This is a genomic window from Xaviernesmea oryzae (genome assembly GCF_900109605.1).
Lineage (GTDB): Bacteria > Pseudomonadota > Alphaproteobacteria > Rhizobiales > Rhizobiaceae > Xaviernesmea > Xaviernesmea oryzae.
Map to the genome: position 1 here is coordinate 121,315 of NZ_FOAM01000002.1, position 25,451 is coordinate 146,765.

Below are 25,451 nucleotides of genomic sequence, written 5' to 3' on the forward strand. Positions count from 1 at the left end.
GACTGTCCCTGTTCCGGGGCCAGCACGTGACATTCTCGTGCGGCGGCCCGGCCTTGGATGCCAGGCAGTGGCTTCACGCGCTTTTCAGCTATCGAGCGCCTTTGCAAACATGACGCAGGGTGCCCTTGCGCCAGAAACCAGCCACCGCATTTCGCCCGCCTCGTCTCGCGGACGGCACAGGGAGGGATGAGCGAGGATCGCGTCAGAAGCGAAACCGGCCGATGACGGGCACGTGGTCCGATGGCTTTTCCCAGCCGCGCACATGCTTGTCGATGCGGGTTTCGATCAGGCGGTCAGCCGCTTCGGGCGAGAGCATCAGGTGATCGATGCGGATCCCGTAATTTTTTGCCCACGCGCCGGCCTGATAATCCCAGAAGGTGTAGACGCCCTTGGCGTCGGTCGTGGCACGCACGGCATCCGTCAGGCCAAGTGCTTCCAGCGCCTGGAAGGCGGCGCGGCTTTGCGGCAGAAACAGCGCGTCGTGCTTCCAGACTTCCGGATTCCAGCAGTCCAAGCCATGGGGGATGACATTGTAGTCGCCGGCGAGAACCAGCGGCTCTTCCAGCGCCATCCGGCTTTCGGCGAAGCGACGCAGGCGTTCCATCCAGGCCAGCTTGTAAGGATATTTCTCGCTGTCGACGGGGTTGCCATTGGGGAGGTAGAGCGAGCAGACGCGCAAGGCGCCGCCTTCGACCGAGAAGACCGCCTCAATGAAGCGGGACTGGAGGTCCTCGTCGTCCCCAGCCAAGCCGTTGGTCACCTCGTCCGGGGTCTGCTTGGACAGGATGGCGACGCCGTTGAAACCCTTCTGGCCATGGGTTGCCACGTGATAGCCGAGCGCCTCGATCTCGCCGCGCGGAAAGCCTTCATCGACCGTCTTGATCTCCTGCAGGCAGACGATGTCGGGACTCGCTTCCTTGAGCCAGGCAAGCAGGGTCTCGATGCGTGCCCTCACGCCGTTGATGTTCCAGGTAGCGATCTCCATGGGCGGCCCCTCATCGGCAAACGGCCGCGCGCCGGTTCGCAGCGCGCGTGCATCCAACAATCTTAGCGCAGGCTTCGTTCGCAAGCGGTGCGGTGTTCGTGACCTTATAGACGTCACGTGGCTGCGGTGCAGTGCTTTTGCGAAGTTCCGGCGAAAAAGCCGGGGACAGCGGTGGCATTGAGAGGCCGGCACGGCGGGTTGATTGAGCTTGCAACATGCCCGGTGCGCCGAAGATCAACGCTGCCCTTAATTCGCCACATTGCACGCCGCCCGGCGCGCCCTATTATGTCCGGCCATGATCCTGCTTTTCGAAACCTATTGGCCGCATGTCCTGGCCGTCCTCTCTGTCACTCTCGGCGTTCCCGCGGCCATCCATGCGACGATGACCAAGCAGGAGGTGCGCGCTGCGCTTGGCTGGGTCGGTATCATCATCCTGTCGCCCGTGCTGGGCGCGCTGATCTATGCGGTCGCCGGTGTCAACCGCATGCGCCGCTCCTCGATCGGCCAGCAGCGCGATGGCATGAGCTGGGCGAATACGGAGGGACTGGAGGAGTTTCTGGTCGAGCCGGCTGCGATCGAAGAGGATTTCGGCCATCGTTTCGGCGCGCTTGCAACGCTCGGCAACCGCGTCAGCCGCCATCCCCTATATGCCGGCAACCGCATCGACCGGCTCGATGGCGGCGACGAAGCCTATGCCCGGATGCTAGAGGCCATTGGTGCAGCCGAGCGCTCCATTCTTCTGGAGACCTATATTTTCGATCGAGATCCCATCGGCCTGCGCTTTGCCGAGGCGCTGAAGGCCGCCGTGGCGCGCGGGGTCGAAGTGCGGGTGCTGATCGATGCGGTTGGCGCGCGTTACTCCGTTCCGAGCATTGTCGGACCACTGCGAGAAGGCGGAGTCACGGTGAAAACCTTCAATGGCAATATCGTCATGGGACTGCGGCTGCCCTATGCCAATCTGCGCACCCACCGCAAGATCCTGGTCGTGGATGGGGCGCTGGCCTTCACCGGTGGCATGAACATCCGTGCCGGCTTTGCCAGCGAATTTGCCGGGCAGATGCAGGCGCGCGACACGCATTTTGCCTTCGCCGGTCCCATTGTCGCCAGTCTGTTCCAGGTGGCGGCGGAAGACTGGCTGTTTTCGACCGGAGAGGTGCTGGACGGTGCCGCCTGGGCGCTGAAGCGGCCACAGCCGACCGTACCGAACGCACCCACCATCCTGCGTGTCGTGCCATCCGGCCCGGACAAGGCAAACGAAGCCAATCACAAGATGCTCATCGGCGCCTTCTCGGTGGCCCGCCGGTCGATCCGAATCATGTCGCCTTACTTCCTGCCGGACCGGGAGTTGATCAGCGCTCTCGTCACCGCCTCGCTGCGCGGTGTCGCCGTCGATATCGTCGTGCCGGCGGTCAACAATCTGCAGCTGGTCGACCGGGCGATGATGGCGCAGTTCGATCAGGTGCTCAAAGGCGGCTGCCGTGTCTGGCGCGCCGAGGGGCCGTTCAACCATACCAAGCTTTTGGCGATCGATGGTCGCTGGGCCTATGTCGGCTCCTCAAATCTCGACCCGCGCTCGCTGCGGCTGAATTTCGAGGTCGACATCGAAGTGCTCGACCGGCGCTTCGCCATAGAGCTGGAGGCGCGCGTGGATCAAATGATTGAAGCTGCGCGGCCCGTCACGCTTGAGGCTTTGAGCGCAAAACCTTTTGCCACCCGGCTGGTGAACCGCATTTTGTGGCTCGGGTCACCTTATCTTTAGGCCGAGGAGGCGGTGCCTGTGGCTTTGCCAGTGAGAGCCAAGGCCGCCAATGTTCAGATCGAGAAACTCGTGCCGCATCCGCAGCTTGCGACCGCATTCGGATTCTTGATCTGAAAGGACTGCCCCAGCAGGTTATCGACGAAGTCGATTTCCGAGCCATCCATGTAGACGAGCGACAGGCTATCGATGAAGACGCGTGCCTCGCCTTTCTCCAAAACGAGATCGTCCTCGCCAGCATCGCCGACAAGGTCGAACTTGTAGGAAAATCCGGAGCACCCGCCGCCCTCGACGGAGACGCGCATGGCGGATTTTTCCGGGTCCTTTTTCAGGATCTGCCCGATGCGCCGTGCTGCGGAGTCGGACAGGGTGACGCTCGTCTGGTTCATGGCCGTTCACATCCTCATGCCGTCCCGCGTCCGCCGTCTTTGCCGGCTTTCATCAGGGGCACGTCATCGTAAGATCATATCAAGGCCGGGCCTTGAGGGAAACGCCTGCTGCAGCGGCGGCAGGCCGAAGCGCGAGCGTGGCATGCGGGCATAGCGCATGGGGCTCGCCCATGGCTTTTTTCGCTGTCGCCCTATAGGTATGAAGCGAAGAAATCGTCGTCAATGGGAGAGATCATGGGTTTGACCTTGGACCGGCAGGCATTGGGTTTCGGATCGGGCGAGCGCGCGCGCTATGGCTCCGATCCCTGGCGCACGCGCGGGCGCCTCTACCCGGAAGCGCCGAGTCTCACCCGATCCGACTTCCAGCGCGACCGCGACCGCATCGTGCACACCACTGCCTTCCGCCGGCTGAAGCACAAGACCCAGGTCTTCATCGCCGCCGATGGCGATCATTACCGCACGCGCCTGACGCACACGATCGAGGTTGCCCAGATTGCCCGTGCCCTCGCGCGCGCTCTGCGCATCGATGAGGATCTGGCCGAAGGCGTGGCCCTGGTCCATGATTTCGGTCACACGCCCTTCGGCCATACCGGCGAGGATGCGCTGCATGAGGTGCTGAAGCCCTATGGCGGCTTCGATCATAATGCCCAGTCGCTGCGCATCGTCACCAAGCTCGAGCGCCGCTATGCGGAATTCGATGGGCTGAACCTGACATGGGAAAGTCTGGAAGGGCTGGTCAAGCATAATGGGCCTCTGGTCGGGCCTGACGGCGAGGGCCTTCGCGGACCCGTGCCGCAGCCGATCCTCGACTATTGCGCCATGCATGACCTCGAACTCGGCAGCTATGCGAGCCTGGAAGCGCAGGTGGCGGCTATTGCCGACGACATTGCCTACAACACACACGATATTGATGACGGGCTGCGGTCGGGCTATCTGACCTTCGACATGCTGGAGGAAATCCCGTTCCTCGCGGGCCTGATGGGAGAAGTGCGCGCGCGCTATCCCGGCCTGGAGCCTGCCCGCTTCACCCATGAGATCATGCGCCGCCAGATCACCGCCATGGTGGAGGATGTCATTACCGTGGCGCAGACACGGCTGCGCGACGTGCGGCCGGAAACTGCCTCGGACGTGCGCGGCGCCGACCGCGTCATTGCGACCTTTTCTGATTCGATGGCCGAGACTGACCGACAGATCAAGCGTCTCTTGATGACGCGGATCTACCGCCATCCTGAGGTGATGCGCGTCCGCGCGGCAGCGGCCAATATCGTCACCGATCTCTACCACGCCTTCATCGCCGATCCCGGTCAGATGGAGAAACATTATTGGGCGGATCAGATTGCCGGCATGGAAATCCCTGCCAAGGCGCGTCATGTCGGGGATTATCTCGCCGGCATGACCGATACCTATGCCATTGCCGTTCACCGGCGTTTGTTTGACCATACTCCGGATTTGCGTTAGCAACCCGCTCTTGGCGCCGTCGACCGCCCAATACCATGCGGCAAGCGCATGTAAGGGGTGTTATCGACGCGATGTCGCCAATATGCATGCCACACATGAACAGAAATGCCATGCCACCGGCGCGTCTCGGCGTGTGGCATGGGCATGAAAACTTGAATGACCGGTTGCCTCCCGGGCAAGAGATTGCTGCGGAACGCGCTGGCGGATGGGCCTGATGAATCTCTTCACCGACTTCGAAGAACGAATTAAAACTCTCCTTTCGACGCTTGATATCGTTCGTGAAAAGGAAGGCGAAGTCGATCTTTCGCGCATCAATGTGGAAGCGCCGCGCGACACCGCGCATGGCGATGTCGCCACCAATGCCGCCATGGTTCTGGCTAAGCCGCTCGGCACAAACCCACGTGCGCTGGCCGGGCTGATCGCCGAAGCGCTGGGCAAGGACGGAGATGTGTCCGAAGTCTCGGTTGCCGGGCCTGGCTTCATCAATATCCGCCTCTCGGTCGCCTATTGGCAGAAGGTCTTGAAGGCCGCCATTCTTGCTGGCGAGGATTTCGGCCGCAGCCAGGCAGGCGGCGGAAAGCCGATCAATGTGGAATATGTTTCGGCCAATCCCACCGGACCGATGCATGTCGGCCATTGCCGTGGCGCCGTGGTCGGCGACACGCTGGCCAATCTGCTCGCCTATGCTGGCTGGCAGGTGACGAAGGAATATTACATCAACGATGCGGGATCGCAGATCGAAGTGCTCGCCCGCTCCGTCTTCCTGCGCTATCGCGAGGCGCTCGGCGAAGAAATCGGCGACATCCCTCCGGGGCTTTATCCGGGCGATTATCTGAAGCCGGTTGGCGTGGCGCTGGCGGACGAGTTCGGCCAGTCGCTGCTCTCCAAGACCGAGGCCGAATGGCTGCCGATCGTCAAAAACAAGGCGATCGATGCGATGATGGCGATGATCCGCGAGGATCTAGCCGCGCTCAACGTTCATCACGATCTGTTTTTTTCCGAGCGCACGCTGCATGCCGACGGCGCGGGACCGATCCGCAATGCCATCAACGACCTGACCTTCAAGGGGCATGTCTACAAGGGGGCTCTACCGCCGCCGAAGGGCCAGGTGCCCGAAGACTGGGAAGACCGCGAACAGACGCTGTTCCGCTCGACGGAGGTCGGCGACGATATCGACCGGCCGTTGATCAAGTCGGACGGCAGCTACACCTATTTCGCCGCCGACGTCGCCTATTTCAAGAACAAGTATGATCGCGGCTTCGAGCACATGATCTATGTTCTCGGGGCCGATCACGGCGGTTACGTCAAGCGGCTCGAAGCGCTGGCGCGCGCGGTCTCCGGTGGGACCGTGACGCTGACCGTGCTTCTCACCCAGCTCGTCAAGCTGTTCCGCGACGGCGAGCCGGTGAAGATGTCCAAGCGCTCGGGCGATTTCGTGACGCTGCGTGAGGTGGTGGACGAGGTCGGCCGCGACAGCGTTCGCTTCATGATGATCTACCGCAAGGCATCGGAGCCGCTGGATTTCGACTTTGCCAAGGTGACCGAGCAGTCCAAGGACAATCCGGTTTTCTACGTGCAATACGCCCATGCCCGGTGCCGCTCGGTCTTCCGCCAGGCGGCCGAGGCCTTCCCGGGATTTTCGCTCAGCGCCGATGAGATGGCGGCCACGGTTGGCGCGCTCGATGATCCCAACGAATTGCAGCTGATTGCCAAACTGGCAGAATATCCCCGTATTATCGAAGCTGCGGCGCTCGCGCAGGAGCCGCACCGTGTGGCATTTTACCTCTATGATCTGGCCAGCGCATTCCACGGACACTGGAACAAGGGCAAGGACAATACGAGCTTACGGTTTGTTAACGATAAAAATAGAGAATTGACGATAGCCAGACTGGGCTTGGTGCACGCTGTTGCCTCCGTTCTCAAGTCCGGCCTGTCGATTACAGGCACGGACGCACCGGACGAAATGCGATAGGCAGACACCATTTCCGCACAATGCACTGGCAGATCGAGCCTGATTGAGCGTGAGTGGAGCGAATGGCAGAGAAAAAAATGGCGCTGAGCGGCGACCGCAACGCCCCTTCCTTTGCGAAGGACGACCCGTTGGCCGAACTCGCCCGCATCGTGGGCGACGACAGCCGCCCTGCCGTTCATCAATTGCGCGAGCTTGAGCGTCAGCAGGAACGTGTTCGCGCCGAGCCGGCGATCGACCTGGAGGCTGAGCTCCTGCGTGAGCTCGGCATGTTCGAGGAGAGCGTGGCGCAGCTGGAGTCGGTGCGCGCCGAGATGCCGCTGCCGCGCCCGGCAAATGATGTTGTCAATGCGCCCGTGCGCACCGAGACGCGGATCGAGCCGGCGCCGGTCGCCTATGCCGCGCCTGCACAGTCCGTTCCGCCCGCTCTCGCGGTCGAACCGTTCCTTTCAGCCGTCGAGCCGGTGCGGGCACCTGAACCGCCACGGGCCGCCGCGCCTGCCTCGTCCGGCTTGGACCACAGGGTCGAACCGCGCATCGAGCCGACATTTTCCGCCGCGCCGGATCCAATGGCCGATTTCGACCTTGTCGACGAGCTGACTCAGTCGCTGGGGGGCGAGCCCTTCGTGGCCGAGCCTGTTGGTTTGCCGAAGCCTATGGTTTCGTCTGAGGCACCTGCCGCCAGGGCGCCGATCGCTGACCGCGCGGTTGGACCGGCCCCGATCGCTCAGCGCCCCTTGGCTGAACCACAGGTGATGCCCGAGGTCGCGGTACCCGCTCATGCCGAACCTATGCCGCACGAGCCGCACTTTGCCATGGCGTCTGCCGAGATGCCCGTGGCCGAGTCGCGCTTTGCCGCCATGCCTGATGTCGCCGAGGCCTATGATCTGCAGCCCGCTCAGCCGGCGCACGTCCATGCGGCGCCGCAGGCTTTTGCCGCGCCCGACGAGCGTCACGCTGCCGAGTTTGCTCCTGTCGAACAGCATGAGGTCGCACCGCAGGTTCCCGCGCCGGCCCAACCGCGCCACGTCGCGGGCTTTGCGCCGGTTCCCTCTTTCGTCGATCCGGTGAGTGCCGATGCGCTGCTCTCCGATGTCGCACGCTTCCCGGTTCCGCCTGCGGCCGAGCGTCCGCTCTCCGCGCCCGAGCCGACACAGCGCAAGAACAGCTTCCCCTTCACGCCCAATTTCACGCGCGCCACGCCGACCATGGCCGGGCAGGCCGGTGGAGGGCGCAGCTATACGCGTCCGCTGAATTCGACGCCGGTTGCGCAAGCGCCAGTCGCCGCGCCAGCGCCGATCATGCCCGTTGCGGACGTGCCTGTTGCGGCCGCCGCGCCGATCGCCGCGCATGCGCCCGAGGCGCTGGATGATTTCGAGCCGGTGATCGATCTCGACGATCTCGCGCTCGATCTCTCCGATCTCGACCTTGATCTTGACGCCGATCCCTTCGCTTTGGCCGATGTCGCGCCGATGCGGGATGCACCGGTCGTGGCGCCGCCGATGCCGGTTCAGCGCGTTGCCGAAAGCCCCGCCGTCGTTCACCCCGCTCCGGTTCTCCAGGTCCCAGCCGCCGCGCCGGCCGTGGTGCGGGCTCCCTTGGAGCCGGTGATGGCATCTATGGCCCCGGCCGCCGCGCCGATGCCGGTCTCCGCGCCTGCGGTCGCCGCAGTCGAGCCCATCCCCCATGCGCCGGCTTATGAGCGTGCCCAGCCGCAGATGGCGGCATCTTTGCCGATCGCGCCTGACATGGCCGAGGACGATGAGCTCGCCTTCGACCCCGCGATGTTTGCCGAAGCCGAAGAGCAGGTCGCGCCGATCCCGGAATTCGACGTGCCGCAGCTGCCGGTCATCGAGTCGGTCAAGCCGATGGCGCATGCCAGCGACTATGATCTCGATATCGATGCCGAGATGGCCCAGCTTTTCCAGCCGGCACCGCGTGCCGCTGCCCCAAGGCCGGCCAGCAACGAGCCCTTCGCCCAGCCGGCCTTTGCCGGTGAGCCCTTTGCCCGCGCCCCCGTCGTTCCAGTCGGCATGGCGGACGAGGCCTTCGAGCGGGCGATGGAAGAAGACTTCCGCCGCAGCTTTGCCGAACGCCAGGCTGAAGGACGGCAGGGTTTCGATCCGCTTTATCCCGAGGATGCGACCACGCCGCTCGAAGAGCCGCGTTCGGCCCGCAAGCTCGTCCTGCTCGCATCGGCCGCCGTGGTCGTGCTGGTTGCTGGTGGCGGGCTTGCTTATGCCCTCCTGTCGAGCAAGAGCGTCGGCCTGAGTAGCGGCGAGCCGCAGATCATTCTGGCCGACAAGTCGCCGACGAAGATGGTGCCGGTCGAAAAGGGCGGCAAGACTGTGCCCAACCAGGACAAGGCGGTCTATGACCGCGTCTCCGGTGGCAAGGAAGGCGCGCCGCAGCAGGATGAGCTCGTTTCGTCCGAAGAGCAGCCGATGGATGTGGTTCAGCGGACGCTGACGCCGGAGAGCCTGCCGCTGGAAGGCGAAAACGACATGATGCCCGATGACGGCTCCGAGCGTCTGGTCGCGGAAGACTCCGCCGCAGACGGTCAGACGGCGGATCATCCGCCGGCTCTGCCGCCGCGCAAGGTGCGCACCATGGTGGTCAAGCCGGACGGCACGCTGGTGGCGCGCGAGGAGCTGGAGGAGGCTGCACCGACGACGGTTGCCGCCGCCGATGTCGGCGCCTCGGCCATTCGCCCTTCGCTTGCGGACAAGGCTGAGCGTCAAGCGCCGGTCGGCGAAACGACCAGCGCCTTGCCCGGCGATCGCGCCGCGCCCGCGCTCGATGACGAAGCCGCCATGCAGGTGGCCGCCGTCGAGCCGCATGTTCCGGTGCCGACGCCGGCCAAGACGGCCCCCGTCAAGCCCGCGGCATCCGCCAAGCCGGCCGCTGCCGCCGCAACCCCTGCGGTCAAGCAGACGACCCCGGCCGCCCAGGCCGCACCCGCCACGGCCCCGCAAGAAACGGCAGCCCTGGCGCCGGCCAGCGCCGCCTCGGGTGGCGATTACGTGATCCAGGTCGCGTCGCTGCCAAGCGAGGCCGATGCCAAAGCGTCCTATCAGAAGATGGCGGCGAAGTTCGGCAGCGTGCTGGGCGGCCGTGGCGTCGACATCAAGAAGGCCGAGATCGCTGGCAAGGGCACCTATTATCGGGTGCGCATCCCGGCAGGCTCGCGCGGTGACGCCAATGCGCTTTGCGACAAGTTGAAGGCCGCAGGCGGCTCCTGCCTCGTCACACGCTGATCTTCAGAGCATCGGACCGAGGCTCTCAGGATCGACAGATGAAGCGCCGCGAGGGACTGATCCCCCGCGGCGCTTTCGTTTGCACTGGGACTGCGTATGAGATCGGTGAGGCGATCCGGTGGCGATCATCTGCCGATCAGGGGCGGCGCGCCGGGCCGGGCGCCTGCGTCTGACAGCTCGTAACAGGGCCAGCCTGCGGGCTTTTTCACCGGATTTCGCGTGAAATCAGGGGATTGCGGCCCTGTCGGTCAGGTCCTGCCTTCGCTTTGCCCCGGACAGGCTTTTAGGATGGTGCTCATGCGCGAATCAAAATCCTTCATATCGGGCTGCAAGGGCCTCCGCCTCAGTGCCGATGAAAAAGCCTTCTTCGCCGATGAGCGGCCCTGGGGCTTCATCCTGTTCGGCCGCAACATCGGCGAGCCGCAACAGATCGCCGATCTCGTTGCCGAATTGCGCCACTCGATTGGCGACGATGCGGCGCCGGTGCTGATCGATCAGGAAGGTGGCCGGGTGCAGCGTATTCGTCCACCCATCGTGCCGGCCTATCCCAATGGCGCAGCGCTGGGCGCGGCCTATCAGGCCAATGCGGAAAAGGGTCTGCGGGCCGCCTGGCTGCATGGGCGGCTGATCGCGCTCGACCTCATGCGCTTCGGCATCAATGTCGATTGCCTCCCGGTGCTCGACGTGCCGCTGGAAGGCGGCAGCGATGTCATCGGCAATCGCGCCTATGGTCGCGATGCGCAAACCGTCATCGCCGTGGCGCGTGCCGTTTCCGATGGCCTCAAGGCCGGCGGCGTGCTGCCCGTCATCAAGCACATGCCGGGCCACGGCCGCGCCTTCGTCGACAGCCATCATAAGCTGCCCGTGGTCGATGCGCCCTTGGACCTTCTGGCCGAGACGGACTTCAAGCCCTTCGTGGCGATGAAGGACGAGGCCATGGCGATGTCCGCGCATATGGTCTTCACGGCGATCGATCCTGAGCGCCCCGCCACGACGTCGGCCAAGGTGGTGAATGACATCATCCGCGGCCATATCGGGTTCAAGGGCCTGTTGATGTCCGACGATGTGTCGATGAACGCGCTGGAAGGCGACATGACGACGCGCGCGCGCAATATTGTCGAGGCAGGGCTCGATCTCGTGCTGCATTGCCATGGCATCATGGAGGAGATGACGGCGGTGTCCGCTGTCGTGCCGCCGCTTGCGGGCGAAAGCCTCGTGCGGGCCGAGCTGGCGCGCGCTGCCTTTCGGCCGGCGGAAGCAGCGGATGAGGCAGCGCTTCGAGACGAATTCACCAGCCTTTTCGCGGTGGCATGAGGATGCACCGCACATTCGGCGCCTGGGTCTCACGCGAACGTGCCATCCTCGGCGGCGCGCCGCATGGAAAAGGCCGGATGGTCGATGGCTCCGGGGATCGTCGCGGCCATGATCGTGTCGCCACAGAGACGGAGCTCGACCATGCCAAGCGCTGAAGACGCGTGGCTGGATACGGCTCCGCACGGCTCCCGCACCGGCGACCGAGGGGTGTCGCTGTCGGAGGCTGACGGCACGGCGGCGGACGAGGGGGCACTGGTGGTCGATATTGCCGGATTCGAAGGCCCCCTCGATCTGCTGCTGCATCTTGCCCGCAACCAGCGTGTGGATCTGTCCCGCATCTCCGTGCTGGCGCTTTCCGAGCAATATATCGCCTTCGTCGAGCGGGCCCGCAATCTGCGCCTGGAGCTGGCGGCGGATTATCTGGTGATGGCGGCTTGGCTCGCCTATCTCAAATCCAAGCTCCTAGTTCCGCAGCCGAAGAAGGATGGCGATGAGCCATCGGGTGAGGAGCTGGCCGAAGCGCTGGCGCGCCGGCTGCAGCGGCTGGAAGAGGTGAGGGCGCTTGCCCATGCGCTTGGTGAGCGCCCGCGCCTGGGCCGCGACCTCTTCGCCCGCGGCGCGCCGGAACATCGACCGGTCGAAAGCAGCCGGACGTTCGATGCCTCGCTGTTCGATCTTATCGGCGCCTATTCCCGTCTGCGCCAGCAAGCACCGGGAACGCGGGTAACGATCGCGCGCCGCGCCGTCTGGTCGCTCGCGGAAGCGCGGCTAACGCTGGCGCGGCTGCTGCAGCACAGTCCGGCTGGGTGGACGCAGCTCGACGCCTTTCTTCTCGATTATCTCTCGACGCCGCAGGATCGAGTCAGCGCACTCGCCAGCGTCTTTGCCGCCTCGCTCGAGCTGGTGCGGGAAGGGCGGATGGAGCTGCGCCAGACTCAGGCCTTCGCCCCGCTTGAGGTCCGCTCTGGACGCCGGAGTTTCACATCGGCAGAGCTGCGCGCCTTGGAGGCCGATCATGTCAGCTGAGCAGTTGAAGGTCAGCAGGCCCCGGCTCGTGGCACCGGACCCTGCCGTCGAGGCCGAAGCGGAACGCGTGGCCGAGGCGCTCGTCTTTGCCGCCGCCGCGCCGGTTTCGCTCGCCTATATTGCCGAGCGTCTTCCCGATGGTGTGGACGCACAGGCCGTGATGGCGCGCCTGAAGCTGGCCTATCGCGATCGCGGGGTCAATCTGGTGGAGAGTGGCCAGAGCTTCGCCTTTCGCACCGCCGCGGATCTCGCCCGTTTTGTGGCGGACGGGCAGGCCGAGCCGCGCCGGCTCTCGCGCGCTGCCCTGGAGGTGCTGGCGATTATTGCCTATCACCAGCCCGTCACCCGCGCGGAGATCGAGGATGTCAGGGGCGTGCAGACGTCGAAGGGCACGCTGGACGTGCTGATGGAGGCGGGCTGGGTGCGCTTTCGCGGACGCCGCCGCACGCCGGGGCGGCCGGTCACGTTCGGCACCACGCGCGATTTTCTCGACCATTTCGGCTTAGAGGATCTGCGCGACCTGCCGGCCGTGGAGGATTTAAAGGCAGCCGGTCTGATCACGGGTAAGATTTCCTCCGGCCTGTCGCTGCCGATCCCGGCGGACTCCGATACGCTTGGGCCTGACGAAGATCCGATCACGCCTGACGATATCGAGGCGCTGGGCATCCTGGCGCCTGGCGTGGGTGAAGACGAAACCGCCTGATGGCGGCGGCGACCGGGTCATCTCTCTGGGGCGATGACCGGTGGCGGCTCCATCAGGATTGCGTGATGTCCTGCTTTCGGATAACGAGCGAGACGGAATGCCGTTTGAAAAGGGCGGGCGAACCGCTTACATCGGCGCTATGGCATCCTTGAAGGGGAGACTGGAATATGGGTTCTTTTAGCATCTGGCACTGGCTGATCGTGCTGGTTGTCGTGCTGCTTCTCTTCGGCCGCGGCAAGATTCCGGAACTGATGGGCGATGTTGCCAAGGGGATCAAGAGCTTCAAGAAGGGCATGACGGACGACGAGACCGATCACGGCACGACCACGACGAAAACGGCCGATGGCCGCACCGTCGAGCACAAGTCCGACGAGCTTCGCTGAGCCCCGGCGCGCGCGCAGGCCGCTACGGCCTGCCGCGTTTCCTTGAGACAACAAGAAGACGGGCCCCGCGCGGCACCGGCGATCCCGGCCGGCCGCCGGCCCTGAAGATGGTGTGAGGCGTCGCAATGCTGGATGTCGGCTGGACGGAACTTGTCGTCATCGCAGTGGTGATGATCATCTTCGTGGGGCCGAAAGAGCTCCCGGGGATGCTCAGGACCTTCGGCCGGATGATGTCGCGCATGCGTGGCATGGCCGGCGATTTTCGCCGGCAGTTCGATGATGCGCTGCGCGAGGCCGATCTCGACGAGGTGCGCCGGCATATTTCCGATGCGCAGCGGCTGAACCCGGCCCAGAGCCTGCGTGACGCGATGAACCCGCTGCGTCAAATGGGCAACGAGATCAAGGCCGACCTGCATCGCGCGGTCACCAACGATCCGCCGCCGCAGACCTTCTCCTATCCCTCCGCGCTGATGGAAGATGAGGGCGCCGAGACTTATGCCGCACCGGTTACCCCGGTGCGCGCCGCGCCTGCGGCAGCGTTGAAGGCCGACCACCCCAAACAAGCCAGACCCGCTCGCCCGAAGGCGCTGCGCAATACCCGCGCCAAGGCCAAGCTGTGGGAGCGTCCCGAGGATGGCAAAAGCGGGCTGCGGCGTGTTCGCAAGGCAGCCTTTGCCGTGGTCGACGTCCAGGCGCCGCCGCATCGCCGGCTGCCCGCCCATCCCAGACAGACCAACAGCCCAATCGGGGAGACCAAGGCATGAGCGGCGAGATCGAAGACAAGCCCCAGCCCTTGATGGAGCACCTGATCGAACTGCGCGCGCGGTTGATCTGGGCCGTCGGCGCGTTTTTTGTCGCCTTCCTCGTGTGCTTTTATTTCGCCAAGGGGCTGTTCAACATTCTCGTCCAGCCCTTCCGCTGGTCTGTGGAGTGGGCAGGCCTCAACCACCGGCAGGTGGAGCTGATCTATACGGCGCCACAGGAATTCTTCTTCACCCAGATCAAGGTGGCGATGTTCTGCGCGCTGGTGATCTCGTTCCCTGTTATCGCCAACCAAGTGTATAAATTCGTCGCGCCCGGCCTTTACAAGAACGAACGCGCCGCCTTCCTGCCCTTTCTGATCGCCTCGCCGATCCTGTTCCTGCTCGGCGCGTGCTTGGTCTATTTCTTCTTCACGCCCATGGTCATGTGGTTCTTCCTGACGATGGAACAGGGGGGCGGCGATGGGAAAGTGGCGATCCAGCTTCTGCCCAAGGTCTCGGAATATCTGAGCCTGATCATGTCGCTGATCTTCGCCTTCGGTCTGGTGTTTCAGCTGCCCGTCATCACCACGCTGCTGGCGCGCGTGGGCATCGTCACCGCCGATGATCTTGCCGCCAAACGCAAATACGCGATCGTCGTCGCCTTCATTGCCGCGGCGATCCTGACCCCGCCCGATCCCGTTTCGCAGATCGGTCTTGCCCTGCCAGCCATCCTTCTCTACGAGGTTTCGATCCATACGGCCCGGCTGATCGAGCGTCAGCAGGCCCGCAATGCCGCAGCCTCGCGCGATCTGGCGGAAAAAGGCGACGAGGCCTGATCAGGTCTTCGTCGAGCAGCCTCACGTGACGTGTCGCGTATTCAGGTAGGCAGAGGTGGCGCTTCGGGCCGGAGCAGCTGCGATCATGATCCAGCGAGGCGCCAGCTTCGCCGCCTATCGCATGGCCGAATTGTCCGCAAAGCCATGCCGAGGCATGGCTGCACACGTCTCAGCGCCGCCGTGCCATCAGGCTGGCCGCTTCACACAGGTTTGGAACGCGTCATGCACGACATCAAATGGATTCGCGACAATCCCGAGGCCTTTGATCAGGGGCTCGCCAAGCGTGGGCAGCCGGCACTCGCCGCCGCCTTGATCGCGCTCGACGAACGGCGCCGGGGTCTGGTGCAAACGCTGCAGGACATGCAGGCCCGGCGCAATGCGGTCTCAAAGGAAATCGGCGCCGCCATGGCGGCCAAGGACAGTGCTTTGGCCGACAGGCTGAAGGCCGAAGTGGCCGAGATGAAGACGAGCCTTCCGGCCCTGGAAGACGAGAGCAAGGCGGTCGACGCCGAGTTGGCCGACGCCCTGTCGCGCATTCCCAACCTTCCGCTGGATGATGTGCCTGTCGGCAGCGACGAGGCCGGCAATGTCGTCGCCCGGACCGTTGGCGAGAAGCCGCGCTGGAATCACCAGGCACTCGAACATTTCGACATTGGCGAAAAGCTCGGGCTGATGGATTTCGAGCGCGCGGCCAAGCTCTCCGGCTCGCGCTTCACCGTGCTCACCGCGCAGCTTGCCCGGCTGGAACGCGCGCTCGGCCAGTTCATGCTGGACCTGCACACGACGGAGCATGGCTACACCGAAGTGTCCTCGCCCCTGATGGTGCGCGACGAGGCCATGTTCGGCACCGGGCAGCTGCCGAAATTCGCTGAAGATCTGTTTCGGACCACCGATGGTCGCTGGCTGATTCCGACGGCAGAGGTGACGCTGACCAATCTCGTCTCCGGCGAGATCGTCGAGGCCGAGCGTCTGCCGCTGCGGTTCACCGCGCTCACTCCGTCCTTCCGCTCGGAAGCGGGCTCCGCCGGGCGCGACACGCGCGGCATGCTGCGCCAGCATCAGTTCTGGAAATGCGAGCTCGTCTCCATCACCGATGCCGATCAGGCGATCGACGAGCATGAGCGCATGACCGCCTGCGCCGAAGAGGTGCTGAAGCGCCTCGGCCTGCATTATCGGGTCATGACGCTGTGCACCGGCGACATGGGCTTTTCCGCCCGCAAGACCTATGATCTGGAAGTGTGGCTGCCGGGTCAGGACAGCTATCGCGAGATTTCGTCCTGCTCGGTCTGCGGCGATTTCCAGGCGCGCCGGATGAATGCGCGCACCCGCGGCCGCGACGAAAAGGCGACCCGCTTCGTGCACACGTTGAATGGTTCCGGCACGGCTGTCGGCCGCGCACTGATCGCGGTGCTTGAGAACTACCTGAATGAGGATGGCTCGGTAACTGTTCCTGAAGCATTGCTGCCCTATATGGGCGGGCTGAAGCGAATCGAACGCGCCGCCTGAGGGATTTTCTGCCCGCCGTATCCGACCTGCGTTTGAAAATGGCGCATCGGATGCTGCGGTCAGCATAAATCGGCTGTGCCAGCTTTCCGTGAACCGGTTTCGACGCACGGAATGACGCAGCAGCCGTCCCAAGGGCGCGGCCTTGTCTGGCATCATGATGGTGCCGGCCTTGGGATCTCCGCGAGAGGCCGTTCGCTGCGCTGCCTGGGACCTGGAAACATTCATGCGCATCTTGCTGACGAATGATGACGGCATTCATGCCGAAGGGCTTGCCGTGCTGGAGCGGATAGCGCTCGCCTTGACCGACGACGTCTGGGTCGTCGCGCCGGAGACCGACCAGAGCGGCTTGGCTCACTCCCTCACCTTGTCCGAGCCCCTGCGTTTGCGCCAGATCAGTGGCCAGCGTTTCGCCTTGCGCGGCACGCCGACAGACTGTGTGATCATGGCGATCCGCAAGGTGCTGGACCGCAAGCCGGATCTGATCCTCTCGGGCGTCAATGCCGGCGCCAACATGGCCGACGACGTCACCTATTCCGGCACCATCGCCGGCGCGATCGAAGGCACCTTGCAGGGCGTACGGTCCTTCGCGCTCAGCCAGGCCTTCCACTATCCATTGAGCGGGCCGATGCCCTGGACTGTGGCGGAAAGCTTCGCGCCGGACCTCCTGCGCAAGCTGATGGCCGTCGATCTGCCGGACGGCACCTTCTTGAACCTGAATTTCCCCAATTGCCCGGTCGACGAGGTGGCAGGTGTCGAAGTGACCTCGCAAGGCAAGCTCGACTTCGGCTTGACGATCGACGAGCGCACGGACGGGCGCGGTCATCCCTATTTCTGGCTGCGCTTCGGAGAGCGTATCGGCGACTTTCGCGCGGGAACGGATATTCAGGCGCTGAAGGATCGCAAGATTTCCGTCACGCCGCTGAAGCTCGACCTGACCGATTACGCCGTGCAGGACCGGGTGGCCGAAGCGCTCGAAAAAGCCGTGGGCAGCGAGCGGGGAGGCCTTTCATGATGATGCCCGCTCTCGCGGAGCAGGAGGGCTTCGCGGCGATGGTGCTGCGGCTGAGAGCCGAGGGTGTCACGTCCAAGGGCTTGCTCAATGCCGTCGAGCAAACGCCACGCAGCGTCTTCGCGCCGCCGCTCTACAAGCGGGAGGCGATGTCGTCCCGAATGATTCCGCTCGAATGCGGATCCTTCATGGAGGGCTATGACCTTTCGGTGCGGATCCTCAACGCGCTGAACGTCAAGCCCGGCCAGCGCATCCTCGAAGTCGGCACGGGCAGCGGCTTCACCGCTGCCGTCATGGCACGGATCGCCGAGCGCGTGCTGACCATCGATCGCTATCGCTCGCTTGTGGCCGGCGCCCAGCGTGGCCTTGAGGAACTCGGCATCCGCAATGTCATCGCGCGCCAGGGCGACGGCAGCAACGGCCTGATCGGGGAGGGGACATTCGACCGCATCCTCGTCACCGCCGCCTTTGACAGCCTGCCGCGCAGCTACACCGATCATCTCGTGTCCGGCGGCGTGCTGCTCTTGCCGATCATGGTCACCGAAAAGGAATGCCGGATGGTGCGCATCACCCGCACGGGCAGCCGATTCGAACGCGAAGACCTTTTCTCCGCACCCTACCTGCCGATCGTGCCCCAGCTGGCCGCCTATCTCTGACCGATCAGGAAAAGCAGCTAGCTCCCTGTATCAGAAGAGATATTCGGCGTTCCTTGTGGCGTCGCCTGCACGGTCGCCGAGGCCGCCATCCAGTTCGGCGCAAGCTCCGGCGCTTAACTCCTGAGGCGACAGGGAGCGCCGGCCTGCCATCGTGTCAGGCTGCAGCCAGCGCGCTCCGATGACGCGCAGGAGGCTCCCATGCAGGTGGACAGCAAATCCAATCCCGGTCAAACCGGCGGCAATAAGAACGCGCGCCAGGTGCGCGTGGTGGAAACGGCCGAGGAGGCCCGGCCGGCCCCCAAGGTCGAGATCAGCAGCATGGGTAAGGGCTTCGATCCGAGCTCCCGTGTCGTGCTCTCGGCCGAGGCCATGCTTTTCCTGAGCTACGGCAACAAACGCACGTCAACCTCTGAGAAATATCCGCCGCTGACCAAGGACGAATGGGCCAACAAGCTTTCGCCGCAGCTTGCGCAGCGTGAATATCAGGCTTTTGGTCGCCATAGTGAGACCGGCGATTACAAAGCCTATTATCGTGGTTTCATCGATTACTACGACAATCTGCGCCCCGAGGACCAGAACAGCCTGCGCTATTTCGGCACACGCGACGCTGCCGTCGCCGGTCTGCGATCGATGGATTACAGCGACGGCATGGACAGTGGCAGCAAGGTGTTCACCACGCTCGTCAGTGCGCTTCTCGACGGGGAGAAGCCCGAGATGGAGATCGCCCAGCGCACCACGACCAACATGATTGCGGGCGACATGTTCGGCTGGGAAGCGCCGGCTTTCTCCTATGATGACGGTTCCGAGCGGCGTGGCCCGCTTTCCGAGATCGAAAAATTCTACAACGAGGATTTTTAAGGCGCCGCACTCCAGCGCGGCCTGTCGGCCGCAGATTCGGCCCAATCCATCCGCATTGTTCACCGGCCGCCTCCAGCGACGAGGCTGTCGGTGACTGCATTTTTGGGCGGGGTACGCTCCGCCAGCGCGGAAATCGTGTGCAGCAGAGCGGCTTGCCTGCTGCATCGCGCCATGGCGACGGTCTGTTAAGGTTATTGAATAATCAAAAGATTGTCGCCAAGGGGCATGAACTTAACCGCCCGGTAACTCTAATGCGTTGTAATCGACCTACATCGAGTTGAGTTTCGAAGTGGGTGCGACATGCATGTCAATGGTTCGTCTGTTGTTGTTAAGCCGGTCTCGCGCCTTGTGGTGGCGATCCTGCTGGCGAGCGCTGCCACGGGCTGCAGCTCGGACTCGTCACGCTTTGGCGGCTTGTTCAACCGCTCGGACCTGTTGACGACAAGTTCGGTCAATACCGCGCCGGTGCCGCAGAGCGACGTGGGCCAGGGCGGGATGGATATGGGGCGCAACCAGGCGCTCGCCCAGCCGATGCCGCCGCAGCCCACCCGCTCTGCCGAGCTTGCGCCCGCGCCGGTTTCGCGCGCACGTGCCGCAAGCCAGCCCATTGCCGTGCAGCGCACCGAACTTGCGGAGCCCGGCGCCGCGGCTGTGCGGCCGAAGCCTGCCGCGCCGCGTGAGGTCGCGTCCTTGAGCCGTGGCAGCAAGCCGGCGTTGGCCGAGCCGGTCTCCACCGGTTCCACCCCAGCGCCTGCCGGCTCCAAGAATGGCTGGTCGACCACCAATGCGCCCGCCGTCATGTTGCGCCAAGGCGAGAGTGTCGCCACGCTCTCCCAGCGTTATGGCGTGCCGGAAAAGGAAATCCTCAAGGCCAACGGCCTGACATCCGCAGCCCAGGCCGAGCCCGGCCAGCGCATCGTCATTCCGACCTTTGGCGTGTCGGGCAGCGCAGCCAAGGCCTCTGCCTCGTCGCAGGCTGCAAGCCTCGATATCGACAAGCAGAAGAACAAGCCGGAGCTTCCGGCCCAGCGCGAAGTCGCCATCCTGCCGGGCCAGAGCCAGTCGCGCGAAAAGGGCGGCGGCGCCAAGGATCTTTCGGTTGGGAAGCAGCCTGAGACCGGTGCTGGCGACAAGAAGGGCGCCTACGTCGTTAAGCCGGGCGATTCCCTCAACCGCATCGCCAAGCAGAACGGCGTGTCCGTGGACGAACTGCGCGCCGCCAATGGCATGGCCAACGGCACCATTCGTGTCGGTCAGGAGCTGAAGCTGCCTGCCAAGTCGGATCAGGTGATGACCGCCTCGGTCAAGCCGGCGGCTACCCCGCCCGTCGTGGCCGAAGCGCAGCCGAAGAAGCCGGCGGCGGTTGCCGCGCCGGCTGCGGAGAAGGAGGTGGCCGAAAAGCCGGCTGCGCCGAAGCAGTCGGTGACCGAAGTGGCCTCGCGTGATGACGGCTCGGCCGATGCACCAAAGGCTACCGGCATCAGCAAATATCGCTGGCCGGTGCGTGGCGCGGTAATTGCGGGCTATGGCGCCAACGTCAACGGCAACCGCAATGACGGCATCAACATCTCCGTGCCCGAGGGCACCCCGATCAAGGCGGCGGAAAACGGCGTGGTGATCTATTCCGGCAGCAGCCTGAAGGAACTCGGCAACGCCGTGCTGATCCGCCACGATGACGGCACGGTCACGGTCTATGGCAATGCGGCGAACCTCAATGTTCAGCGCGGCCAGAAGATCCAGCGCGGCCAGACCATTGCCTCCTCCGGGATGAGCGGCACGGCCACCCAGCCGCAGGTGCACTTCGAAGTGCGCAAGAGCGCCACCCCGGTCAATCCGTCGAGCTATCTCGAATAGGTGCCCCCGAGTAGGCGCCCTTAAATAGGTAACGGCGGCGAGGCGGCGAATTGCCCGCCTCGCATGGTCCTGCCAGCACGGCCTCGCGTTCGCTCACGCCAGTTTCTTGCCTTCCCGGCCGGCCAGGTCCTGGATGAACTGCCAGGCCACCCGGCCGGAGCGCGCGCCACGGGTCGTGGCCCAGGTCAAGGCTTCGGCCTGCATCGCCTCACGCGGTGTCGTCAGCCTGAAGGCGTCGGCATAGCCATCGATCATCGCCAGATAATCCTCCTGGCTGCATTTGTGGAAGCCCAGCCAGAGACCGAACCGATCCGAGAGCGAAACCTTCTCCTCCACCGCTTCGGACGGATTGATGGCGGTGGAGCGCTCATTCTCCATCATGTCGCGCGGCAGAAGATGACGGCGGTTCGAGGTGGCATAGAGCAGCACATGGCTCGGCCGTCCTTCCACGCCGCCGTCCAGCACTGCCTTCAACGACTTGTAGGAGGTGTCGTCATGGTCGAAGGAGAGATCGTCGCAAAAGACGATAACCGGCGCCGGCGCATCGCGCAGCACGTCCAGCAGCGCCGGCAAAGTGGCGATATCCTCGCGATGGACTTCGATCAGTTTCAACGCGACGCCCGTTTCCTCGGCCACGGCCGCATGCACGGATTTGACGAGCGACGATTTGCCCATGCCGCGCGCGCCCCAGAGCAGCACATTATTGGCTGGCAGCCCCTCGGCGAACCGGCGCGTGTTCTCGTGGAGAATGTCACGCACGTGATCGACGCCCTTGATCAGCTCAAGCCCGATGCGGTTTGGCCGGGGAACGGGCTGGAGATGGCGCCGCTGCGGCGCCCAGACGAAACAATCGGCCGCCATCCAATCGTTTTCGGCGGGCGCGGGGCCGGCCAGGCGCTCCAGCGCCACCGAAAGTCTGCGAACTTCCTCGATGAGGCTGTCGATCTTGCGCGCTTCCATGCGAGCTCTCCTTCCACGATTGGCTGATCGAGCGCGCGTTACCATGCCCGGCCGCCGCTGCCCAGATGCAAGTTCCACCTCGCGCCTGCGCCGGAGGATCGCGTGAGGCCGTGCGGGCTGCCATATCCGGCGAGCTTCATCCAGCCGGGTTCGATCACGTCTCTTTGCTTGAATGAGCTGCGCATAGCAGACGCTCTGTCTGTTGCATTCGAAGGCGTCTTTCCTATAGTGCCGGCCGGAAAGAGCGGGGATTTCCCGCCCATTACAGGTTCAAGGAGTTTTCGATGTTCGTGACGCAAGCATTCGCGCAGACGGCGGCGCCCGCAGCAGGTGGCGGCACCACCGAGATCATCATGTCGATTCTGCCGTTTCTGCTGATCTTCGTCGTCATGTACTTCATGATCATCCGTCCGCAGCGCGCCTCGATGAAGCGCCGCGAGGAACTTCTGAAGAACATTCGCCGGGGCGACCAGGTGGTGGCTGGCGGGATTGTCGGTCGCGTGACCAAAGTCGTTGATGACAACGAGGTCGAAGTGGAAATTGCTGACGGCGTGAAGATTCGTGTGGTACGCAGTGGCATTACCGAAGTCCGCGTCAAGGGCGAACCCGTCAAGGAATAGGCCCTCGCGGCCGAGGGGGCGGGCTCTTCCGGCGCCAATGTCGAGAGCCCGATGCCGCATCAGCCTGGCTATCCCCGAATTTCTCGCTGGCGGGCGCTGGTCGTCTGGCTGGTGGTGATCGCCAGCATCCTGGTTGCCGGTATCAATCTCATTCCCGCTAGCCTGATGGAAAAGGCGCCGTCCGTTCTGGCGGACCGGCGCCTTCATCTTGGGCTCGATGTGGTCGGCGGTTCCCAGCTTGGCCTGCGGATCGAGCGCGAGGCCGTGCTGGCCCAGCGGCTGCGCATTGCCGTCGACGCAGTGGGCGCCCGGCTCAAAGCCACCCGCATTGCCTACCGCGATCTCTCCGGCGCCGGCGACAGACTGTCGGTGACGATCACCGACCCGGTGCAGGTCCAGGCCGCGCTAAAGGCCTTGGCAGCGCTGACGGAAGGCGGCAGCGACCTGAAGCTGCTTCCGGCCGATGGCGCAACACTCTCCATCGAGATCACGCCGGAAGGCCTGACCCGCCGGATTGCGGCGCTGCGCGACGACGCGCTACCGGTCCTGCGCAGGCGGCTGGCGGCCCTTGGCCTCGATGGTGGCACGGTGGCGCCACGCGGAGCGGATCGGATCGCCGTTCAGGTCCGCGGCGATGTCGATGCAGAGCGCTTGAAGACGATCCTCTCCACGCCCGGCGAACTGACCTTCCACCTGATCGATGGCTCCGTCTCCACCTCCGAGGCCGAGGCCGGCAACCTGCCGGCCGGCAGTGCTGTCTTCTATACGGCCGACGATCCGCCGGTGGGCACGCTGGTGCGCCGGCAGCCGGTGGTATCCAGCCATGACGTCAGCGCGGCGGAGGCGGTGATCGATGGCTCCGGCCATCCGGCGGTGGATCTGCATTTTTCCGAGGATGGCGCGCGGCGGCTGGCCGAAGCGACGGGCGAGGCCGCCGGCGGGCGCATCGCTGTGGCGCTGGACGGGCTGATCATCACCAAGCCGACGGTCTCGGGTGCAATCACCGGAGGCTCCGTGCGGCTCGCGCCGGACATGACGTCGGAGGGGGCGGAAGATCTGGCCACCGTCCTGCGCGCCGGGGCGCTGCCGGCGAGCGTCGCGGTGGTGGAGGAGCGGTCTTCCGGCGCCGGCCTGCGCGCCGATGCCCTGGGCACGCTGGTTCTGGCGGGCCTTGTCGCCACCGCGCTGATCGGCGGGCTGATGGTCGGCTTTTATGGCCTGTTCGGCCTGGTCGCGACCGGCGCGGTGCTGCTCAATGTCGTGATGATCATCGCGGTGCTGACGCTGACCGGCTTGCCGCTGACGCTTCCCGGCGTCGCCGGCATCGTTCTGACCATCGGCATGGCCGTCGACGCCAATGTGCTGATCTTCGAGCGCGTGCGCGAAGAGGCCCGTCGGCGCGGCAATGCCGTTGACGCCGTGCATTACGGTTTCCAGAACGCCTTTGCCGCCATCGTCGATGCCAATGTCACCACGCTGATGGCCGCCATCGTGCTGCTCTATCTCGGCACCGGCACGGTGCGGGGCTTTGCCGTGACCCTGGCGATCGGCATCGTCACGACCCTGTTCACCGCCTATACGGTGACCCGGATCGTGCTGGAGGCCGGCATGGGCCGGCGCGCCCTTGCCAAGGCGATTGCCGAGATCAACACCGGCTTCTTCGCGACGGCGGCGATCCGGTTCATGGCGGTGCGCAACATTGTCTTCGCCGCGCTCTCGGTGCTGTCGCTGACGAGTCTGCTGCTCCTCGCCAATCTCGGCCTCAACCTGGGAATCGATTTTTCCGGCGGTTCCGTTGTCGAACTTTCGGCACGTCAGGGCGGGGCCGATCCCGACGATATCGAAGCCCGCCTGGAGGGCCTGAATATCGGCGATGTCAGCGTCACGCCGCTCAGCAATCCGCGTGATGTCGTCGTGCGCGTGCAGTCGCGCGACAGCGGTGACAATGCCGAGCAGACGCCCGTCATCCTCATGCGCGGCGAACTGGAGGATGACTATCAGTTCCGCCGCGTCGATGTGGTGGCGCCCGTCGTGTCGGAAAGCCTGGCCAAGGCGGCTACGATCGGGCTCGCCGTCGCGCTCTTTGCCATTCTCGCTTATGTCTGGATGCGCTTTGCCTGGCAGTTCGCGGCAGGTGCGGTGATCGCGATCCTGCATGACGTGATTCTCACCATCGGCCTGTTCACCATCACCGGCATCGAGTTCAATATGACCAGCGTGGCCGCGCTTTTGACGATCATCGGCTATTCGCTCAACGACACGATGGTGATTTACGACCGCGTGCGCAGTGTTATCAGGCGCTTCCCGATGATGCCGCTGCCCATCGCCATCGACACCGCCATCAACCAGACGCTTTCGCGTACCCTGCTGACGGCCGCGACGACCTTGCTGGCGCTTGCCGCGCTCTGCGTGTTCGGCGGCCCCTTGATCCGGCCTTTTGCCCTCGTCATGTTCTTCGGCATTGCCGCTGCCACCTTTTCCTCCATCTATGTCGCGGGGCCGGTGCTGATTCTCTTCCGCCTGACGCGGATGCGGCGCGGCGCGAGGCCGGATGCCGCTGCGGCTGACATGGCGGAAGATGCCTGACCCATTGTGTGTGGACAGGTGCTCAGCCGGCGGCGCCAGCACCTGACACCGACCTGGCCGCCCGACCAGGTCATTGACGAGACAAAGCCCATGTAAAGGGCACGGTGGCTGCAACCGCTACCGCCCATGCCGTGTTTCCAGCGCCTGCCGCCAGGCACGCGCCTGGAAAACGAAGGAAACGAGATCGCGCATGAGACGTCCCCTCGAAGTCCGCAATGCACATTTTCCCGGCCGCGCGCCGATCGACAGCTATGGCAATGGCGGTTTTCGCTTCGCCGGCATGTCGCATCGCGGCTCGCTGCTTCTGCTGCCGTCGGGCATTTATGGCTGGGACGTGGAAGAAGGGCAGGCGCTCGAACCGGCACAGTTTTTCCGGATCTTCGATGAGGTCGAGCCGATCGAGTTCGTTCTCGTCGGCACCGGAGCCGACATCCGGCCGCTGCCGGCCCCACTGCGCGCCGCCTTCCGCGCGCGCGGCATGAACAGCGACCCGATGAGCACCGGAGCCGCCGTGCGCACCTATAACATCATGCTCGCCGAAGAGCGCCGCGTGGCGGCGGCGGTCATTGCTGTCTGATCCCTG

General features: G+C 64.5%; 22 protein-coding genes. 19 read left to right on the top strand and 3 right to left on the bottom strand.

Annotation, left to right across the window (positions count from 1 at the left end; translation table 11 throughout):
* Positions 1-202: 202 nt before the first annotated feature.
* Complete coding sequence (gene xth, locus BMX61_RS02280; protein WP_075627764.1) at positions 203-985, bottom strand: exodeoxyribonuclease III; 783 nt, start codon at positions 983-985, stop codon at positions 203-205.
* Between the two features lie 295 nt (positions 986-1,280).
* On the opposite strand from xth, the gene BMX61_RS02285 reads away from it, so the two are divergent.
* Entirely contained in the window at positions 1,281-2,744 is a 1,464-nt protein-coding gene (locus tag BMX61_RS02285) for a phospholipase D-like domain-containing protein (RefSeq protein ID WP_075627763.1), read from the top strand.
* Between the two features lie 53 nt (positions 2,745-2,797).
* Here BMX61_RS02285 and BMX61_RS02290 read toward each other — a convergent pair whose 3' ends face one another.
* A complete protein-coding gene (locus BMX61_RS02290) occupies positions 2,798-3,130 on the bottom strand; it encodes a HesB/IscA family protein (RefSeq protein WP_075627762.1) in 333 nt (110 codons plus the stop codon).
* A 240-nt stretch (positions 3,131-3,370) separates the two neighbouring features.
* Here BMX61_RS02290 and BMX61_RS02295 point away from each other — a divergent pair, with 240 nt between their 5' ends.
* From BMX61_RS02295 to BMX61_RS02360, 15 genes are all read left to right on the top strand, one after another.
* Positions 3,371-4,588 (top strand): deoxyguanosinetriphosphate triphosphohydrolase, encoded by a 1,218-nt coding sequence (locus tag BMX61_RS02295; RefSeq protein ID WP_075627893.1) that lies wholly within the window; start codon positions 3,371-3,373, stop codon positions 4,586-4,588.
* Positions 4,589-4,802: 214 nt separating this feature from the next.
* Positions 4,803-6,560, top strand: a complete 1,758-nt coding sequence (gene argS, locus BMX61_RS02300; RefSeq protein ID WP_075627892.1) for an arginine--tRNA ligase — start codon at positions 4,803-4,805, stop codon at positions 6,558-6,560.
* A gap of 62 nt (positions 6,561-6,622) precedes the next feature.
* Positions 6,623-9,814 carry an SPOR domain-containing protein gene (locus BMX61_RS02305; RefSeq protein ID WP_092742243.1) on the top strand — a complete coding sequence of 1,064 codons (3,192 nt, stop codon included), beginning with the start codon at positions 6,623-6,625 and terminating at the stop codon, positions 9,812-9,814.
* Positions 9,815-10,111: 297 nt separating this feature from the next.
* Positions 10,112-11,128: a beta-N-acetylhexosaminidase gene (gene nagZ / locus BMX61_RS02310; protein ID WP_075627891.1), complete on the top strand. Its 1,017-nt coding sequence runs from the start codon at positions 10,112-10,114 to the stop codon at positions 11,126-11,128.
* Positions 11,129-11,130: 2 nt separating this feature from the next.
* On the top strand, positions 11,131-11,283 hold the full coding sequence (locus tag BMX61_RS24875; protein WP_175577647.1) for a hypothetical protein: 153 nt from the start codon (positions 11,131-11,133) through the stop codon (positions 11,281-11,283).
* Positions 11,270-12,154, top strand: coding sequence for a segregation and condensation protein A (locus BMX61_RS02315; protein WP_083639442.1), 885 nt, complete (start codon positions 11,270-11,272; stop codon positions 12,152-12,154). The genes BMX61_RS24875 and BMX61_RS02315 overlap by 14 nt, the downstream gene beginning before the upstream one ends.
* Positions 12,144-12,857, top strand: a complete 714-nt coding sequence (gene scpB, locus BMX61_RS02320; RefSeq protein WP_075627760.1) for an SMC-Scp complex subunit ScpB — start codon at positions 12,144-12,146, stop codon at positions 12,855-12,857. The genes BMX61_RS02315 and scpB overlap by 11 nt, the downstream gene beginning before the upstream one ends.
* Before the next feature lie 167 nt (positions 12,858-13,024).
* Positions 13,025-13,240, top strand: a complete 216-nt coding sequence (locus tag BMX61_RS02325; protein ID WP_075627759.1) for a twin-arginine translocase TatA/TatE family subunit — start codon at positions 13,025-13,027, stop codon at positions 13,238-13,240.
* 125 nt (positions 13,241-13,365) lie between these two features.
* On the top strand, positions 13,366-14,004 hold the full coding sequence (tatB, locus tag BMX61_RS02330; RefSeq protein ID WP_075627758.1) for a Sec-independent protein translocase protein TatB: 639 nt from the start codon (positions 13,366-13,368) through the stop codon (positions 14,002-14,004).
* Complete coding sequence (gene tatC / locus BMX61_RS02335; RefSeq protein ID WP_075627757.1) at positions 14,001-14,819, top strand: twin-arginine translocase subunit TatC; 819 nt, start codon at positions 14,001-14,003, stop codon at positions 14,817-14,819. Before tatB ends, tatC begins: the two co-directional genes overlap by 4 nt.
* Before the next feature lie 222 nt (positions 14,820-15,041).
* Positions 15,042-16,325: a serine--tRNA ligase gene (serS, locus tag BMX61_RS02340; protein WP_075627756.1), complete on the top strand. Its 1,284-nt coding sequence runs from the start codon at positions 15,042-15,044 to the stop codon at positions 16,323-16,325.
* 223 nt (positions 16,326-16,548) lie between these two features.
* A complete protein-coding gene (gene surE / locus BMX61_RS02345; RefSeq protein ID WP_075627889.1) occupies positions 16,549-17,337 on the top strand; it encodes a 5'/3'-nucleotidase SurE in 789 nt (262 codons plus the stop codon).
* A complete protein-coding gene (locus BMX61_RS02350) occupies positions 17,337-17,990 on the top strand; it encodes a protein-L-isoaspartate(D-aspartate) O-methyltransferase (RefSeq protein ID WP_075627755.1) in 654 nt (217 codons plus the stop codon). Before surE ends, BMX61_RS02350 begins: the two co-directional genes overlap by 1 nt.
* A gap of 198 nt (positions 17,991-18,188) precedes the next feature.
* Positions 18,189-18,848, top strand: coding sequence for a hypothetical protein (locus BMX61_RS24960; RefSeq protein ID WP_075627754.1), 660 nt, complete (start codon positions 18,189-18,191; stop codon positions 18,846-18,848).
* Positions 18,849-19,148: 300 nt separating this feature from the next.
* Positions 19,149-20,702, top strand: a complete 1,554-nt coding sequence (locus tag BMX61_RS02360; protein WP_075627753.1) for a peptidoglycan DD-metalloendopeptidase family protein — start codon at positions 19,149-19,151, stop codon at positions 20,700-20,702.
* Positions 20,703-20,795: 93 nt separating this feature from the next.
* Here BMX61_RS02360 and BMX61_RS02365 read toward each other — a convergent pair whose 3' ends face one another.
* On the bottom strand, positions 20,796-21,662 hold the full coding sequence (locus tag BMX61_RS02365; RefSeq protein ID WP_075627752.1) for an ATP-binding protein: 867 nt from the start codon (positions 21,660-21,662) through the stop codon (positions 20,796-20,798).
* A gap of 284 nt (positions 21,663-21,946) precedes the next feature.
* Here BMX61_RS02365 and yajC point away from each other — a divergent pair, with 284 nt between their 5' ends.
* The 3 genes from yajC to BMX61_RS02380 all read left to right on the top strand — a co-directional run bounded on the left by yajC (position 21,947) and on the right by BMX61_RS02380 (position 25,445).
* A complete protein-coding gene (yajC, locus tag BMX61_RS02370) occupies positions 21,947-22,282 on the top strand; it encodes a preprotein translocase subunit YajC (RefSeq protein ID WP_075627751.1) in 336 nt (111 codons plus the stop codon).
* A 51-nt stretch (positions 22,283-22,333) separates the two neighbouring features.
* The gene (secD, locus tag BMX61_RS02375; RefSeq protein WP_075627750.1) at positions 22,334-24,868 is read left to right on the top strand and encodes a protein translocase subunit SecD; all 2,535 of its coding nucleotides are present in this window, start codon (positions 22,334-22,336) and stop codon (positions 24,866-24,868) included.
* Positions 24,869-25,058: 190 nt separating this feature from the next.
* Positions 25,059-25,445, top strand: coding sequence for an Mth938-like domain-containing protein (locus BMX61_RS02380; protein WP_075627749.1), 387 nt, complete (start codon positions 25,059-25,061; stop codon positions 25,443-25,445).
* The last annotated feature ends 6 nt before the right edge of the window (positions 25,446-25,451 follow it).

Bases quoted from the DNA above. Each gene is read 5' to 3' on its own strand.
- BMX61_RS02365 (WP_075627752.1), bottom strand. From the start codon at position 21,662: ATGGAAGCGCGCAAGATCGACAGCCTCATCGAGGAAGTTCGCAGACTT.
- serS (WP_075627756.1), top strand. From the start codon at position 15,042: ATGCACGACATCAAATGGATTCGCGACAATCCCGAGGCCTTTGATCAG.
- yajC (WP_075627751.1), top strand. From the start codon at position 21,947: ATGTTCGTGACGCAAGCATTCGCGCAGACGGCGGCGCCCGCAGCAGGT.
- xth (WP_075627764.1), bottom strand. From the start codon at position 985: ATGGAGATCGCTACCTGGAACATCAACGGCGTGAGGGCACGCATCGAG.
- BMX61_RS02290 (WP_075627762.1), bottom strand. From the start codon at position 3,130: ATGAACCAGACGAGCGTCACCCTGTCCGACTCCGCAGCACGGCGCATC.
- BMX61_RS24960 (WP_075627754.1), top strand. From the start codon at position 18,189: ATGCAGGTGGACAGCAAATCCAATCCCGGTCAAACCGGCGGCAATAAG.
- nagZ (WP_075627891.1), top strand. From the start codon at position 10,112: ATGCGCGAATCAAAATCCTTCATATCGGGCTGCAAGGGCCTCCGCCTC.
- tatC (WP_075627757.1), top strand. From the start codon at position 14,001: ATGAGCGGCGAGATCGAAGACAAGCCCCAGCCCTTGATGGAGCACCTG.
- tatB (WP_075627758.1), top strand. From the start codon at position 13,366: ATGCTGGATGTCGGCTGGACGGAACTTGTCGTCATCGCAGTGGTGATG.
- surE (WP_075627889.1), top strand. From the start codon at position 16,549: ATGCGCATCTTGCTGACGAATGATGACGGCATTCATGCCGAAGGGCTT.
- BMX61_RS02350 (WP_075627755.1), top strand. From the start codon at position 17,337: ATGATGCCCGCTCTCGCGGAGCAGGAGGGCTTCGCGGCGATGGTGCTG.
- BMX61_RS02285 (WP_075627763.1), top strand. From the start codon at position 1,281: ATGATCCTGCTTTTCGAAACCTATTGGCCGCATGTCCTGGCCGTCCTC.
- argS (WP_075627892.1), top strand. From the start codon at position 4,803: ATGAATCTCTTCACCGACTTCGAAGAACGAATTAAAACTCTCCTTTCG.
- BMX61_RS02315 (WP_083639442.1), top strand. From the start codon at position 11,270: ATGCCAAGCGCTGAAGACGCGTGGCTGGATACGGCTCCGCACGGCTCC.
- BMX61_RS02325 (WP_075627759.1), top strand. From the start codon at position 13,025: ATGGGTTCTTTTAGCATCTGGCACTGGCTGATCGTGCTGGTTGTCGTG.
- BMX61_RS24875 (WP_175577647.1), top strand. From the start codon at position 11,131: ATGCACCGCACATTCGGCGCCTGGGTCTCACGCGAACGTGCCATCCTC.
- BMX61_RS02380 (WP_075627749.1), top strand. From the start codon at position 25,059: ATGAGACGTCCCCTCGAAGTCCGCAATGCACATTTTCCCGGCCGCGCG.
- secD (WP_075627750.1), top strand. From the start codon at position 22,334: ATGCCGCATCAGCCTGGCTATCCCCGAATTTCTCGCTGGCGGGCGCTG.
- BMX61_RS02305 (WP_092742243.1), top strand. From the start codon at position 6,623: ATGGCAGAGAAAAAAATGGCGCTGAGCGGCGACCGCAACGCCCCTTCC.
- scpB (WP_075627760.1), top strand. From the start codon at position 12,144: ATGTCAGCTGAGCAGTTGAAGGTCAGCAGGCCCCGGCTCGTGGCACCG.
- BMX61_RS02360 (WP_075627753.1), top strand. From the start codon at position 19,149: ATGCATGTCAATGGTTCGTCTGTTGTTGTTAAGCCGGTCTCGCGCCTT.